The following is a 13687-nucleotide window of genomic DNA, read 5'->3' as shown; positions in this document are numbered from 1 at the left end:
TGAATACTCCACGGTACCACGGATGTGCTGAACGTCACCGGGGAATGCGGATCCCGTCACCAGGGTGTGCAGTAGGCGGATGACGGATGCCGCCGACGACGACCACTGGCTCGTGATCGACGGGCGCCGGTGGCGGCGTACGGACCCCGAGCTGTCCGAAGAGGCGGCCGACCGGCTGCGCTCCCACCTGGGGCGTGCACGGTCGGCCGTGCGGACGGCGAAGCGCGCGGACGACGACGACGCGGTCGCGGCGGCGCGCCGCCGGGTCGACCTCGCCAAGCACGGTCTCGGCGAGCGCGGCCCGCGGTGGTGGGAGGACGATGTCGCCGCGCGGCGGGCGCGCGCCGACGAGGCGCTGAAAGCGCTCGACGGTCTGGCGCCCCCGCCGCGGGAGGGGTAGTGAGGCGAGACCGTTGGACGGCCGCCCCACGACAGCCGGGCGCTCAGCCGCCGGACGGGTTGTCCACGGGAGCGTCGTCGGAGCCGTCGGTGTCGCCCGGGACGTCGCCCGAGGTGGGGCGAGGGATGGGGGCGTCTGCGGTCTCGAGCTCGTCGCGCTGGTCCGCGGTGTCGCTCGCGCTGGTGGTGTCGCGTCCGCCGGTCGTGTCGTCAGGTGTCGAGGTCATGGACCCACCCGACCACGGCGCCCGCCGCGGCCGCACGGCCCTTGCGTCGAAGGGTGGTCCGTGTCACGCGCAAGCCCCCGATCGCGGTCCGGACCGGCTGGAACGATGTCGGCATGTCTCGACCACCGCTCCGCGAGAAGCCGTGCGCGTTCTGCGGCCGCCCCTTCTCCGACCGCAAACGCTGGAACGGACGCGACCAGTGGGATGACGTGAAGTACTGCTCCCGCGGCTGCCGAGCCAAGGCGGCGGGGGCCCGGAGGCGGGCATGAGCGCGGAGAGCGGATCCCTGGCTGTCAGTACCGATCTCGGCCCGGAGGCGCTCATGACGACGGTCGACGACACGCACACCGGCGCGACGCCCGGTCGCGGAGAGGAGCGACGCGCATGAGCGCACGAAAGATCAAGGCCGCGCTCATCCTGGCCACGCAGCAGTTCGCGGAGCACCCCGCGTACGCCGACGACGACGTGGACGAGTTCTTCTTCATCGAGTCCGCCCCGCGGTTCGCGAAGCTGCCCTACCACCGGCACAAGATCGTGCTGCTCGTCTCTGCGATGCGTCACACCGCCGCGCGGCTCGAAGCCGAGGGGAAGACGGTCCGCCGGATCACGCTGGACGACGACCTCGGCTTCAAGGCCGGTCTCGAGCGCCTCCTGGCGACCCGCCACGTGGCCGAGCTGGTCTGGATGAGCGACCCGAACCGTCCCGTGGACGAGCGCATCGCCCGGATCTGCGCGGACCACGACGTGGACACCGACGTGCTGTCGGACGGGCTGTTCCTCACACCGGAGGAGGAGGTCGACGGCTGGTTCGCGGAGCATCCGACCCCGCTCATGGAGGACTTCTACCACTGGCAGCGCCGGCGCACCGGCATCCTGATGGACGGCGGCACGCCCGTAGGCCGGCGGTGGAACTTCGACGCGGAGAACCGCAAGCCGCTGCCGAAGAAGGGCGTGGACATCCCCGCGCTCCCGCAGCTGGAGCCGGACGAGATCACCGCGCAGGTCATCGCGGAGGTCGACGAGCGCTTCCCCGAGCATCCGGGCGCCGCGGAGGAGTTCTGGCTGCCGGTGACGCCGGAGCAGGCACGGGACTGGCTCGACGTGTTCGTCGCGGAACGGCTCACCGACTTCGGACGCTACGAGGACGCGATGAAAGCCGACGAGCCGTTCCTCTTCCATGCGATCATCTCGCCGATGCTGAACATCGGGCTGCTGACGGTCGAAGAGGTGGTCGCCGCCGCTACGCGGACCGATGCCCCGTTGGCATCCATCGAGGGGTTCCTCCGTCAGGTGGTCGGCTGGCGCGAGTACATGAGGGGGATGTACCGGGCCCACCCGAAGCTGGAGCACGTCAACGCCCTCCACAACGAGAAGCGCATCGAGAAGTACTGGTACACCGCGACACGGATGCCGTCGGATCTGCCGGTCCCGGTGCGCACGGTGCTGGAGCGCGTGCACCGCTGGGGCTATGCGCACCACATCGAGCGGCTCATGGTGCTCGGCAACTGGTTCCTGCTTCAGGGGTACGCGCCCCGCCAGGTGAACGCGTGGTTCCTCGCGCTGTTCGTCGACGCGTACGACTGGGTCATGATCCCCAACGTGATGGGCATGAGCCAGTTCGCCGACGGCGGCTTCGTCGCGACGAAGCCGTACGTGTCCGGTGGGGCCTATCTGCAGAAGATGGGCTCGTGGTGGCCGTCGGCGCAGGATGCCAAGGACTCGGTGTTCACGGACGCGTACTGGGAGTTCCTCGAACGCAACGAGGATGTGCTCGCCGGTAATCACCGGCTCGGTCTCGCCCTGGCGCAGATGCGCAAGCGACGCGATGCCCGGGATGGCTGACGGCCCGTTCCCGCCCCGCCCGATGGTGGGGGAGCAGCGCGACGCCCGGGATGGCTGACGGCGTCTGAGAACCGAGATCCGACACGACACCGGGGGAGCAGCGCGATGCCCGGGATGGGTGACGGCGTCTGAGAACCGAGATCCGACACGACACCGGGGGAGCAGCGCGACGCCCGGGATGGCCGGCCGGAGCCCATCCCGGGCATCGAGTCGAGCTTCCGCGTGCTCAGCTCTTGAGCTTGTTCAGCGCCGATCCCTTGTGGGCGGCCTTCGACCCGGACTTCTCCGACTCGACGATGTAGGCCGGGTCGTCGTCGGATGCCGTGAACTTCTGCCCGTCGTGCTGGAAGTCGCTCGTCTTCTTCTCCACGATCTCGCCCTGGGTGCGTCCCTGCGGGGTGTCCCAGCTGACCCGGTCGCCCTTCGACAGATCCTTCGACATGGTGTCCCTCTTTCTCATTGTCGGTCTTGCTCGGTCGGTCTTGCCCGGTCGGTCTTGCCCGGTCGGTCGTGCTCGGTCGGTCTTGCCCGGTTGGTCGTGCTCTCGGTCCGTTTCACCCGGGAACCCGACCGATCCGGACGCCCACCCGTGGCGTCGTGTCCTTCTCGATCCGGTAACCCTGTCCCGCCATGCTCGCCAGGGCCGGGAACCCGCCGCGGGGGATTGACAGGGCGGCTCGACGGCGGGGAGGGGAGGCGGCGACGGTACGTGCTCGGGACCGGATGCGCAACAGCTCGATTGCGCGACCGGGCCTGCCTAGGGTCGGAGAAGGTCACCCCACCGGACCTTCGACCGCGAGGAGAGCTCATGAGCACCCCCACCACCTCCAACAACGGAGCGCCCGTCGCCAGCGACGAGCACTCCCAGAGCGTCGGAGCCGACGGCTCCATCGCCCTCACCGACCACTACCTCATCGAGAAGCTCGCCCAGTTCAACCGCGAGCGCGTCCCGGAGCGCGTCGTCCACGCGAAGGGCGGCGGCGCGTTCGGCACGTTCCGCACCACTGGGGACGTCTCGGCGTACACGCGCGCGGCGCTGTTCCAGCCGGGCGTCGAGACCGAGATGCTCGCCCGCTTCTCCTCGGTCGCCGGCGAGCAGGGCAGCCCCGACACGTGGCGCGACCCGCGCGGGTTCTCGCTGAAGTTCTACACGACCGAGGGCAACTACGACCTCGTCGGCAACAACACGCCCGTCTTCTTCGTGAAGGACGGCATCAAGTTCCCCGACTTCATCCGCTCGCAGAAGCGTCTGCCCGGCAGCCACCTGCGGGACAACACGATGCAGTGGGACTTCTGGACGCTGTCTCCGGAGAGCGCGCACCAGGTGACGTGGCTGATGGGGGACCGCGGCATCCCGGCATCCTGGCGCCACATGAACGGCTACGGCTCGCACACCTATCAGTGGATCAACGCCGAGGGCGAGCGGTTCTGGGTGAAGTACCACTTCCACACCGACCTCGGGCACAAGACGCTCACGCAGGACGAGGCCGACCAGATCGCCGGTCAGGACGCGGACTTCCACATCCGCGACCTGTACGCGGCGATCGAGCGCGGCGAGTTCCCCACGTGGACGCTCAAGGTGCAGATCATGCCGTACGAGGATGCCAAGACGTACCGGTTCAACCCGTTCGACCTGACGAAGGTGTGGCCGCACAGCGACTACCCCGAGATCGAGGTCGGCACGATGGAGCTGAACCGCAACCCGGGCAACTACTTCGCGGAGATCGAGCAGGCGGCGTTCGAGCCGTCGAACTTCGTCCCCGGCATCGACGGCAGCCCCGACAAGATGCTGCAGGCGCGCATCTTCAGCTACGCCGACGCGCATCGCTACCGCGTGGGCACGAACTACCAGCAGCTGCCCGTCAACCGGCCGCACACGGAGGTGCACTCGTACTCCAAGGAGGGCGCGATGCGCTACGAGTACAACCCGCCCGAGGTGCCCGTGTACGCCCCGAACTCGGTGGGCGGCCCGGCGGCGGACCCGCGTCGCGCGGGCGACGGCGGCTGGCAGAGCGACGGCGAGCTGGTGCGTTCCGCGGCGACGCTGCACCCGGAGGACGACGACTGGGGCCAGGCCGGCGCGCTCGTGCGCGACGTCATGTCCGCCGAGGAGCGCGACCGTCTCGTCGAGACGATCTCCGGGCACGTCGGCGGGGTGACCCGCAGGGACGTCCGCGACCGTGCGGTGCAGTATTGGAAGAACGTGGATGCCGAGATCGGCGCGCGCGTGGAGCAGGCGCTGCCCCCGCTGGAGGACTCCTCGGCGCCGGGTGAGCAGCTGAGCGAGCCCAATCCCGACGGGGACCTCGTCGGCACGGACGTCGCCGGCCGGATCTGACGGCAAAGGGCCGGGAGGGTCGGCACGGCCTTCCCGGCCTCGTGTTGTCCGCCGGGCGCGTTGAAGAGCGTTCCGTCAGCGCGGCAGCGTGAGGATCTCGGCGGCGCCGTCGGTGATCGCGACGGTGTGCTCGCTGTGCGCGGTGCGGCCGCCGGTCGCGCTGCGCAACGTCCATCCGTCGGGGTCGGTGACGAGCGCGTCGGTGTCGGCCATCACCCAGGGCTCCAGGGCCAGGAGCAGTCCGGGACGCAGCCGGAACCCGCGCCCCGGGCGGCCGATGTTGGGCACGTGCGGGTCGCCGTGCATGGTCGAGCCGATCCCGTGCCCGCCGAACTCGGTGTTGACCGCGTACCCGGCGGCGGTGAGCACGCTCCCGATGGCGTGCGAGATGTCGCCGATGCGGTTGCCCGGCCGGGCCACGTCGATCGCGGCGGCGAGGGCGTCCTCGGTCGCGCGGATGAGCTCGACGCTGCCCGCGGGGCGCGCCGGCCCCACGAGGAAGCTGACGGCCGCGTCGGCGGCGATGCCGTTCTTGATGACCGCGAGATCGAGGGTGAGGAGGTCGCCCGATCGCAGCATGTAGTCGTGGGGGAGGCCGTGGAGAACGGCGTCGTTGACCGCGGTGCAGATGTAGTGCCCGAACGGGCCGTTCCCGAACGAGGGGGCGTAGTCGACGTAGCAGGACTCCGCACCCGCGGCCAGAATGAGCTTCCGCGCCCAGGCGTCGATCTCGAGGAGGTTGACGCCGACCGTGGCCCGTTCGCGGAGCTCGGCCAACGTGTCGCCCACGATGGCGCCCGTCTCCCGCGCCGCGGCGAGCTGGGTGGCGTTCAGGATCTCGATCATGGGCTCGTCCTCGGTGGGCGGGGCGGTGGCGGTAGGGCGAAGAGCTCTACCGGTCGAAGAATACCGGTCAAACAATACCGGTACGATGGGGTCATGATGGTTCGCCTGCCGCACACCCCCGAGGTCGTCGCGCGCGGACGTCGGCTCGGGGCCCTCCTCCGGGACGCCCGCGGTCCGCGCTCGCTCGCCGAGGTGGCGGCGGCCGCCGCGGTGTCCCCGGAGACGCTGCGCAAGATCGAGACCGGCCGACTGGTGACGCCGTCGTTCGCGACCGTCGCCGCGGTGGCCGGTGCGCTCGGGGTGTCGCTGGACGAGCTCTCGGCGCGTCTGGACGCGGATGAGGCGGCGCACGCCGCCCCACCCGCGCGTGGCGTGGCCTGATCCCCGCGCGGCCGGGCCTGCTCCACCCGCGGCACAGCGCATGCGCCGCCGATTCCCTCAGAGCGGGGCGCGGTCCTCGCGCGTGAGACGGACCCGGGATGCCACGACCCCGACGATCAGGGCACCGAGACCACCGGCCATCATGTCGCCGATGGTGTCGTCGTAGGTGACGAAGATCGCGTCGGTGATGAAGCGGTAGCCGAACCACTCCACCATCTCCCACACCGCGCTGAGGGCGAGGCCGGAGAGCGTCGCGAGCACGATGGGCGTGCGCCGCCGCCCGGTGGCGGGGACGACCCCGGAGTCCTGCAGGAGGATGAGGGCGACCGCGGCGAGCACGCCGGTGCACGCCAGGTGGACGATGAGGTCCCAGCCCGTCCATGCGCGGTACAGCTCCAGGACGTTGCTTCCGGCCGCGACGAACACGGTCACGCAGGTGATGAGGTCCAGGCCGGAGCGCAGGCCGATCATGCGCGAGAGCATGACCGCGGGCAGCGCCATGGAGAGGACGGCCGTGTCGGTGCCCGGCAGGGTGAACGCTGAGACGATCACGGTGATGATCGCCGCCGCCCGCACGATGTCGGCCAGCCAGGCGGTGACGCTGCGCGGCGGACGCTTCAGATTGGCGTAGAGCGCGCGGATCATCGGGCGTGCCTGGTCGGTCGGTGGGCGGTGCCCGCGATCCCGTCCGCGACGCTGCGCGGCGGACGCTTCAGGTTGGCGTAGAGCGCGCGGATCATCGTCGTCGGCCCCATCCGGGGAAGAGTCTCCCGGTCATGATGCCGAGCCCGTCGGGATGCGCACGACCGCCTGCACCGGCAGATGGTCGGACGGCCAGTTGGTCCCGGTGGGACGGGGGTCGATCCCGACGGCGCGGACGCCCACGTCGGGGGAGGCCAGGACCGCGTCGATGCGTCGCGTGCCGCGGCGCGGACGGCGGTAGTTGTTGAACGTGCCCCATTCCGCGGTGCGCCGGACCGGGGTGTACGACCAGGTGTCGACGAGGTGCCCGTCGGCGAACATCTCGGCCAGCTCGGGGGAGCGGACGTGCGCGTTGATGTCCGCCGTGAACAGCAGGGGACGCGTCTCCACGGCGGCGAGGTCGTGCAGCCATTGCGCGGATCGTCGGCGGGCGCGCCGCGAGAACGCGTCGAAGTGGCTGTTGACGACGGTGAAGCGCGCGTCCGTGTCGCGGTCGCGGAAATGGGCGATGACGGCGATACGGGGGATCGTGTTGCCCCACCCGGTGGAGCCGGGCACCTCCGGGCTGTCGGAGAGGGCGACCTGCGTCCAGTCCTCGACCTCGAGGCGGTCCCGGTCGTAGAAGATGGGCGTGCCCTCGCCGTCGAGGTCCTTGCCCCGGCCGAGCCCGATGCGTCCGAACTCGGAGCCGAGGGCGTCCTGCACCCAGCGGGCCTGGTCGGGCATCGCCTCCTGCGAGCCCACGATGTGCGGGTGGTTCGCCCCGAGGAAGGTCCGCAGCCGCTGCTTGCGCAGCCCCCACCGGTCGGCGGCGGGCCAGGTGAGCCGGTCGAACCGCCGGCGGATGTTGAAGGACATGACGAGCATGTCGGGCGCGGTCACGTTGGGAAAAAGAACGGCGGACATCAGCGGCACTCCCGGGCAAGGGCGGAGACCGTCGCGAGTCGCGGGGCCGGTGGGACAGCGGGACGGACGGCGGACATCAGCGACACTCCCGGGCAAGGGCGGAGACCGTCGCGAGTCGCGGGGCCGGTGGGACAGCGGGATGGACGGCGGACATCAGCGGCACTCCCGGGCGAGGGTGGGGACCGGCGCAAGCCGCGGGGTCGGTTGAAAAGCGGGATGATCGGTGCGCATCAGCGGGACCCCCGGATCGCGGCGTGCGGGACCGGACGGTCCGTCCGCGTGAGGCGGGCACGCGCGAGACGCGCCCACCGGGCGGGTGGGATGTCCTCCGGCCAGTGGGCGAAGACGGTGCCCATGCCGCGCGAGAAACTCTTGGCGAACCGGCCGGGGCGGACGGTCCGCCACGACACGCGCATGAGCCGCGACGAGCCGACACGGATGCGGTGGCGCTCGCCGAGGTGGTACGCCAGGTCAAGGTCGTCGTGCAGCTCCGGGTCGCGGTGGACCTGGTCGCGCACGTCGAGCCACGCGGAGCGACGGAACGCGAGGTTCGACCCCCAGAGCGGGGCGTGACCGAGGGCCGGAGCGGCGAAGGCGGTGTAGACGGTGAGGAACGCCACGGCGAGCAGCACACGCCCCCACGCGGGCCCGTCGTGGAAGACGGCGCCGGCGGTGACGGCATCCACGTCCTCCTCCCCGAAGGCGGTGACCGTGCTCGCGATCCAGGTGGGCTCGGGGATGCTGTCGGCGTCGAGCCGGAGGATGAGGTCGCTGCGGGCGGCGTCGTAGCCGGTCGCGGCGGCGGCGGGGATGCCGGGCTCCGCGCAGGGGACGACGCGCGCCCCGGCGGCACGGGCCACGTCCGCGCTGCCGTCACGGGACCCGTTGTCGACGACGACGATCTCGTCGGCGCGACGGGTCTGCGCGGTCAGGGCGTCGAGGCACCGGCGGAGGTGCTCGGCGTCGTCACGGACGGGGATGACGACCGAGACGGTGGGGCCTTCGAGCACGGGGTCCTCCAGGTGAGCGGTCCTGTCACGCTAGGCGATGGAGGATCGGGTGCCGAGGCGCCTTGACGGTGCGTCCGCGGAAATGCGACGGGAAGAGTGCGCGACCGGACACGCGCCGGTCCGGGCGCGCGGGCGGATTGCATACCCTGGATGCCGTGTCCCCCCAGCCCCTTCCCGCTCCGACGCCCGCCTCCTCGAGCTCCGCTGTCCCGGCCGACGCGTCCCCGCGGATGGAGGCGCCGGGGGGAGTCCTGAACGTCGCGGCCTACCTCTTCACAGCTATCGCGGACCCGGTCGCGCTCCGGGACCCGCTGCGGGAGCGCGCGGAGGGCGCCGGCCTGCGCGGCACGATCCTCCTCGCCCCCGAAGGCGTCAATCTGTTCCTCGCGGGCGCCCCGGCGTCGGTGCGGGGCTTCGTGGACGCGTTGCGCGCGGACGATCGGTTCGCGGCGCTGCAGACGAAGGAGAGCTGGTCGGACGACGTGCCGTTCGCCCGTCTGCTCGTGAAGGTGAAACGCGAGATCATCCGCATGGACCGTCCGGAGGTGCGCCCCCAGGACGGCCGCGCTCCCGCGGTGTCGCCCGAGACGTTGCGCCGGTGGCTGGACACCGGGTCGGACGACGAGGGACGCGAGGTCGTGCTCGTGGACACCCGCAACGCCTTCGAGGTCGCGTACGGCACGTTCTCGGGTGCCCTGGACTGGGGGATCGAGCGGTTCACGCAGTTCCCCGCGGCGGTGAGCGCGCACCGCGACGCCCTTGTCGGGAAGACGGTCGTGAGCTTCTGCACGGGCGGCATCCGCTGCGAGAAGGCGGCGTTGCAGCTGCGGGCGGAGGGCGTGGACGCCTACCAGCTCGACGGCGGCGTCCTCGGCTGGTTCGCTGAGCAGGGCGACGCGCACTGGGACGGCGACTGTTTCGTGTTCGACGGCCGCGAGGCGCTGACCCCGGCTCTCGCGCCCGCCGTCGCGCGCTGAGGACCGTTGTTCGCCGGTCCGGAGCCCCATGTGCGGGCCGCGCCGCGGCTAGCCTGGGCGTATGACGGACCCGATCCCCGCCGCCTCGCCCGCCCGCGACGACGCGCTTACCGCTGCCGCCGCTCAGGACGGTCACGTCCCCGCCGGTGCGGAGGCTGTGGACGGTGAGGCTTCCGCCGGTGCCGACAGTCTGAATGCTGACCTCTCGGTCCTGTCGACGCTGGCCGACGGCGCCGTGGTGCGCCGCGCTCGCCGTGGCGACGAGGAGGGCATCCTCGCGTGCATCCAGGCTCTCGCGGACTACGAGCGGGAACCGGATGCCGTGGAGAACACCGCCGAGATGATCGCGGAGACGCTGTTCGGCGCCGACCCGCGGGCGTTCGCGTTCGTGGTCGAGCGGGAGGGTGGCATCCGGGGCATCGCCGTGTGGTTCCTGACCTACTCGACGTGGACGGGGCGACACGGGATCTGGCTCGAGGACCTCTTCGTGTCGGCGGAGGACCGGTCGCGCGGCTACGGCGTCGCGCTCCTGTCCGCGCTCGCCGGGGAGTGCGTCGCGCAGGGGTATCCGCGTCTGGAGTGGACGGTCCTGGACTGGAACGAGCCGGCCATCGGCTTCTACCGCGCGCTCGGCGCGGAGGCGATGGATGACTGGACGACGCGGCGCGTGACCGGAGAGAAGCTGCGGGAGCTGGCTGCGCGGGTGTGATGGCTGGACGACCCGGCGGGTGACCGGAGAGAAGCTGCGGGAGCTGGCTGCGCGGGTGTGATGGTCTGGCGACCCGGCGCGTGACCGGAGAGAAGCTGCGGGAGCTGGCTGCGCGGGTGTGATGGTCGGTCGACCCGGCGCGTGACGGAGGATCGACGCCCACCGCGGACCCCGGCTCAGTCCTCGGCGACGATCTCGATCTTGAACCCGTTCGCGTTCTCCAGCCAGCCGGCGTAGTGCTGCGGCCCGCCCGCGTGCGGGTAGCGGTCGGCGTACAACGGCGTCCAGCCGTGTGCCGGCGCGCCGACCATGACGGCGTCGACGGACGAGCGTGGTCCGCCGTCGAACGCGAGGTGGTTCACCCCGGGACGGCGGCGGTCGTGCGCCGCGTCGACGACGGTGGGGGTGGTCGTGACCGTGATGTAGGGGGTTCCCGCCGGGGCAGGGGCCCAGGTCGCGCCGCCGGGCCAGGTGGCATCCATCGTCCACCCCAGTCGCTCGAAGAGCCACGCCCACGTCGAGAGCTGGTCGGGGTGGGAGATCCAGACGTCGAGGTGGTGCAGACCGGGCATCGGTCCAGTGTGCCGGACGGGGACGGACGGGGGTTCACCGCACCTGGTCTGCGAGCACGGCACGCGCGGTGCGCTCGCCGGAGACGAGTGCGCCCTGGATGGATGCCGTGTCGCGATGGTCCCCGGCGACGTAGCGTCCGTCGCCGAGGCGGACCGGCCGGCGCGCGCGCAGCGGCGGGTCCTGCGCGGGGAGCGCGTCGGGGATGTCGTCGCGACGCAGGAGACGCCAGGCGGCGACGTCGGCGTCCCACAGGTCGGCGAGCTGGCGGCGGACGTCGGCCTCGGTCGCGGGGCCGTCCGTCCCGGGGAGGAGGCACGTCGCGTGGACGAGATGCTGTCCGGCCGGGGCGTAGGAGGGGACCGTGCGGGTGAGCACGGACGTGTTGACGACGGGTCCGGGGCGTCGCCCCGTCCCCCCGGCCGGGAGGAGTCGTCCGTCGACGCGCAGTGCGGCGTCGTCGGAGGGGGCCTCGTCCGTGGCGAACCACCACGTCTGGAGGCCGCGCGTGCGCGGGGGTGCGAGGTCGAGGCCCGCGATCGGGGCGGCGAGGCCGGTGGCGAACACGACGGTGCGGGCGGAGACGGCATCCCCTCCCTCGATCTCGACGCGCCAGGAGCGTCCCGTGCGCTGGACTTCCGTGACCCGGTGCGACAGACGGATGCCGGCTCCGGCGCGTCGGGCCGTGGCGGCGAGCTGTGCGGGCAGCGCGCCGATGCCGTCCGCGGGCAGGCCGGGGCGTCCGAGCGCGAAGCTGCGGATGAGGAGGCGCACGAACGCGTCCGATGTCTGCTGCCGGTCGTCCGCGATGACCCCCGCGAGGAACGGCTCGAGGACGCTCTCGCGGAGGGGGCCGCGGAGTCCTGCGCGGTCCCATCCTTCGGAGAGGGGACGGTCCGGGCCGCGGGTGGCGGCCTGCGGAGCGAGGATCGCGGGGGCCGCCCAGCGGGCGAGCGCAACGAGATCGCCCGGGCGCACGAGGCCGCTCCGCAGGGTCTCGATGATGCGGCCGGGGTGGCGGAGGGGGTGGGCGAGGTGCGCGACGGTGGCACGGGTCGGGGGGTTCCCGGACGACGGTTCCTGCTCAGCCGCGTCGGTGGGGCCGGCGGGGGTTCGGGGGTCCCGGGACCGTGACGGTTCCTGCTCAGCCGCGTCGGTGGAGCCGGCGGGGGTTCGGGGGTCCCCGGACGACGGTCCCTGCTCGGCCGCGTCGGTGGGGCCGGCGGGGGTTCGGGGGTTCCCGGACGACGGTTCCTGCTCAGCCCGGTCGGTGAAGCCGCCGAGGCGGACGCCGACGGCGACGGGGAAGCGCCGCAGGTCGAGGGCGTCGATGTCCACGGCGCGCTGCACGGCGGGGTAGGCGGGGTTGAGCACGTGGAAGCCGCGGTCCAGGCGGAAGCCGTCGACGAGGTCGGTGCGTTCGCGGCCGCCGACGGCGTCTCCGGCCTCGAGGACGACGACGTCGCGACCGGCGTCCGCGAGGCGCGTTGCGCAACGGAGGCCGGCCAGACCGGCGCCGATGACGATGGTGTCGTGCGAGCTCACGCCCCGAGCCTAGAAAAGCCGCATCAGGTGACAGCAGGGGTTGCCTCGGCGGCGCCGCGCGGCCAGACCGGCGCCGATGACGATGGTGTCGTGCGAGCTCACGCCCCGAGCCTAGAAAAGCCGCATCAGGTGACAGCAGGGGTTGCCTCGGCGGCACCGCGCGGTCTGCCCGGGGGCGACGGTGGGTCTGTCGACCGTCCCGCGGCCGTCGCTCAGGTGTCGCTGAGCGCGCCCCGCGCGAGGTCGAGGGCGGTGTCGGGCGCGACGCCCAGGGCGCGCATCGTCTGCGCGAACGTGCGGGCCGCCTCGGCCGCGCGGACGGCGACGGGGTCCGAGCCCGCGGAGACGATCGTCCCCGCGCGGCCGCGCGTCTCGACGAACCCCGCCTCCTCGAGCTCCTTGTACGCGCGCGCGACGGTGTTGGCGGCCAGGTCGAGGTCGGCGGCGAGCGCCCGCACGGAGGGCAGCCGCGTTCCCGGGGCGAGTTCGCCGCTCTCGATCATCGCGATGATGCGCGAACGCACCTGCGCGAACGGCGGCAGGGGCGAGGCGGGGTCCAGGGTGAGGTGCATGAGCGGAAAGGGCGGGACCCGGATGCCGTGGCATCCAGGTCCCGTCGTGATCAGGCCGAGGCTTCCTCGCGCTTGGGGAGCACCCAGCCCGGACGCACGAAGTGGCACGTGTAGCCGTTCGGGATGCGCAGGAGGTAGTCCTGGTGCTCGGGCTCGGCCTCCCAGAAGGGGGCCTCCGGCTCGATGGTGGTGACGACCTTGGCGGGCCAGATGCCGGACGCGTCGACGTCGGCGATGGTGTCACGGGCGACCTGCTCCTGCTCGGGGGAGAGCGGGAAGATCGCGGACCGATAGCTGGTGCCGATGTCGTTGCCCTGACGGTTCAGGGTGGACGGGTCGTGGATCTGGAAGAAGAACGCCAGGATGTCGCGGTAGGTCGTCTTGGCGGGGTCGAAGACGATCTCGACCGCCTCGGCGTGGCCGGGGTGGTTGCGGTAGGTGGCGTGGTCGTTCTGACCGCCGGTGTAGCCGACGCGCGTGTCGAGCACGCCGGGCTGGCGGCGGATGAGGTCCTCGACGCCCCAGAAGCAGCCGCCCGCGAGGACGGCGGTCTCGGTGCCGGGGCGGCGCGTGACGGCGCCGGTGTCGGTGGGTCCGCTGGTCATGGTGTGGCTCCTTCTGCCGTGGGTTGTGCCGGGGGTGCTGCCGAAGAGGCTGCGGACG

At 72.1% G+C, this 13687-nt stretch carries 18 protein-coding genes; 8 read left to right on the top strand and 10 right to left on the bottom strand.

Annotation, left to right across the window (positions count from 1 at the left end; all coding sequences use genetic code 11):
• Positions 1-79 precede the first annotated feature (79 nt).
• Positions 80-400: a biopolymer transporter Tol gene (locus tag MRBLMI1_RS05220; protein ID WP_367727239.1), complete on the top strand. Its 321-nt coding sequence runs from the start codon at positions 80-82 to the stop codon at positions 398-400.
• Between the two features lie 43 nt (positions 401-443).
• Here MRBLMI1_RS05220 and MRBLMI1_RS05215 read toward each other — a convergent pair whose 3' ends face one another.
• Positions 444-626 (bottom strand): hypothetical protein, encoded by a 183-nt coding sequence (locus tag MRBLMI1_RS05215; RefSeq protein ID WP_367727238.1) that lies wholly within the window; start codon positions 624-626, stop codon positions 444-446.
• A 113-nt stretch (positions 627-739) separates the two neighbouring features.
• On the opposite strand from MRBLMI1_RS05215, the gene MRBLMI1_RS05210 reads away from it, so the two are divergent.
• The 3 genes from MRBLMI1_RS05210 to MRBLMI1_RS05200 are packed head-to-tail and all read left to right on the top strand — an operon-like array spanning position 740 to position 2468.
• The gene (locus MRBLMI1_RS05210) at positions 740-895 is read left to right on the top strand and encodes a DUF2256 domain-containing protein (protein WP_367727237.1); all 156 of its coding nucleotides are present in this window, start codon (positions 740-742) and stop codon (positions 893-895) included.
• Entirely contained in the window at positions 892-1014 is a 123-nt protein-coding gene (locus tag MRBLMI1_RS05205) for a hypothetical protein (protein WP_367727236.1), read from the top strand. The genes MRBLMI1_RS05210 and MRBLMI1_RS05205 overlap by 4 nt, the downstream gene beginning before the upstream one ends.
• Positions 1011-2468, top strand: coding sequence for a cryptochrome/photolyase family protein (locus MRBLMI1_RS05200; protein WP_367727235.1), 1458 nt, complete (start codon positions 1011-1013; stop codon positions 2466-2468). Before MRBLMI1_RS05205 ends, MRBLMI1_RS05200 begins: the two co-directional genes overlap by 4 nt.
• Positions 2469-2694: 226 nt before the next feature.
• On the opposite strand, the gene MRBLMI1_RS05195 is transcribed toward MRBLMI1_RS05200, so the two are convergent.
• A complete protein-coding gene (locus MRBLMI1_RS05195; RefSeq protein ID WP_367727234.1) occupies positions 2695-2910 on the bottom strand; it encodes a DUF2945 domain-containing protein in 216 nt (71 codons plus the stop codon).
• 366 nt (positions 2911-3276) lie between these two features.
• Between MRBLMI1_RS05195 and MRBLMI1_RS05190 the strand changes: the two genes are divergently transcribed.
• Complete coding sequence (locus MRBLMI1_RS05190) at positions 3277-4806, top strand: catalase (protein ID WP_367727233.1); 1530 nt, start codon at positions 3277-3279, stop codon at positions 4804-4806.
• A 75-nt stretch (positions 4807-4881) separates the two neighbouring features.
• On the opposite strand, the gene map is transcribed toward MRBLMI1_RS05190, so the two are convergent.
• Entirely contained in the window at positions 4882-5652 is a 771-nt protein-coding gene (gene map / locus MRBLMI1_RS05185) for a type I methionyl aminopeptidase (protein ID WP_367727232.1), read from the bottom strand.
• A gap of 96 nt (positions 5653-5748) precedes the next feature.
• Here map and MRBLMI1_RS05180 point away from each other — a divergent pair, with 96 nt between their 5' ends.
• Complete coding sequence (locus MRBLMI1_RS05180) at positions 5749-6033, top strand: helix-turn-helix domain-containing protein (RefSeq protein WP_367727652.1); 285 nt, start codon at positions 5749-5751, stop codon at positions 6031-6033.
• A gap of 57 nt (positions 6034-6090) precedes the next feature.
• Here the strand turns inward: MRBLMI1_RS05180 and MRBLMI1_RS05175 are convergent, their stop codons facing one another.
• The 3 genes from MRBLMI1_RS05175 to MRBLMI1_RS05165 form a co-directional block, all read right to left on the bottom strand.
• Positions 6091-6678, bottom strand: coding sequence for a hypothetical protein (locus MRBLMI1_RS05175; protein WP_367727231.1), 588 nt, complete (start codon positions 6676-6678; stop codon positions 6091-6093).
• Between the two features lie 129 nt (positions 6679-6807).
• The gene (locus MRBLMI1_RS05170; RefSeq protein ID WP_367727230.1) at positions 6808-7617 is read right to left on the bottom strand and encodes an endonuclease/exonuclease/phosphatase family protein; all 810 of its coding nucleotides are present in this window, start codon (positions 7615-7617) and stop codon (positions 6808-6810) included.
• A gap of 254 nt (positions 7618-7871) precedes the next feature.
• The gene (locus tag MRBLMI1_RS05165; protein ID WP_367727229.1) at positions 7872-8651 is read right to left on the bottom strand and encodes a glycosyltransferase family 2 protein; all 780 of its coding nucleotides are present in this window, start codon (positions 8649-8651) and stop codon (positions 7872-7874) included.
• A gap of 155 nt (positions 8652-8806) precedes the next feature.
• On the opposite strand from MRBLMI1_RS05165, the gene MRBLMI1_RS05160 reads away from it, so the two are divergent.
• Positions 8807-9628: a sulfurtransferase gene (locus tag MRBLMI1_RS05160; protein ID WP_367727228.1), complete on the top strand. Its 822-nt coding sequence runs from the start codon at positions 8807-8809 to the stop codon at positions 9626-9628.
• A 235-nt stretch (positions 9629-9863) separates the two neighbouring features.
• On the top strand, positions 9864-10337 hold the full coding sequence (locus MRBLMI1_RS05155) for a GNAT family N-acetyltransferase (RefSeq protein WP_414685806.1): 474 nt from the start codon (positions 9864-9866) through the stop codon (positions 10335-10337).
• 176 nt (positions 10338-10513) lie between these two features.
• Here MRBLMI1_RS05155 and MRBLMI1_RS05150 read toward each other — a convergent pair whose 3' ends face one another.
• The 4 genes from MRBLMI1_RS05150 to msrA form a co-directional block, all read right to left on the bottom strand.
• Positions 10514-10909 carry a glyoxalase gene (locus MRBLMI1_RS05150; protein WP_367727226.1) on the bottom strand — a complete coding sequence of 132 codons (396 nt, stop codon included), beginning with the start codon at positions 10907-10909 and terminating at the stop codon, positions 10514-10516.
• 34 nt (positions 10910-10943) lie between these two features.
• On the bottom strand, positions 10944-12452 hold the full coding sequence (locus MRBLMI1_RS05145; protein WP_367727225.1) for an FAD-dependent oxidoreductase: 1509 nt from the start codon (positions 12450-12452) through the stop codon (positions 10944-10946).
• 212 nt (positions 12453-12664) lie between these two features.
• A complete protein-coding gene (locus MRBLMI1_RS05140) occupies positions 12665-13024 on the bottom strand; it encodes a GntR family transcriptional regulator (RefSeq protein ID WP_367727224.1) in 360 nt (119 codons plus the stop codon).
• Positions 13025-13074: 50 nt separating this feature from the next.
• Positions 13075-13629, bottom strand: a complete 555-nt coding sequence (gene msrA, locus MRBLMI1_RS05135; protein WP_367727630.1) for a peptide-methionine (S)-S-oxide reductase MsrA — start codon at positions 13627-13629, stop codon at positions 13075-13077.
• Positions 13630-13687 lie beyond the last annotated feature (58 nt).

The organism is Microbacterium sp. LMI1-1-1.1, assembly GCF_040815675.1.
Classification (GTDB): Bacteria; Actinomycetota; Actinomycetes; order Actinomycetales; family Microbacteriaceae; genus Microbacterium.
The sequence above is the reverse complement of the archived record's forward strand: the minus strand, read 5'-3'. Positions and strand labels throughout refer to the sequence as shown.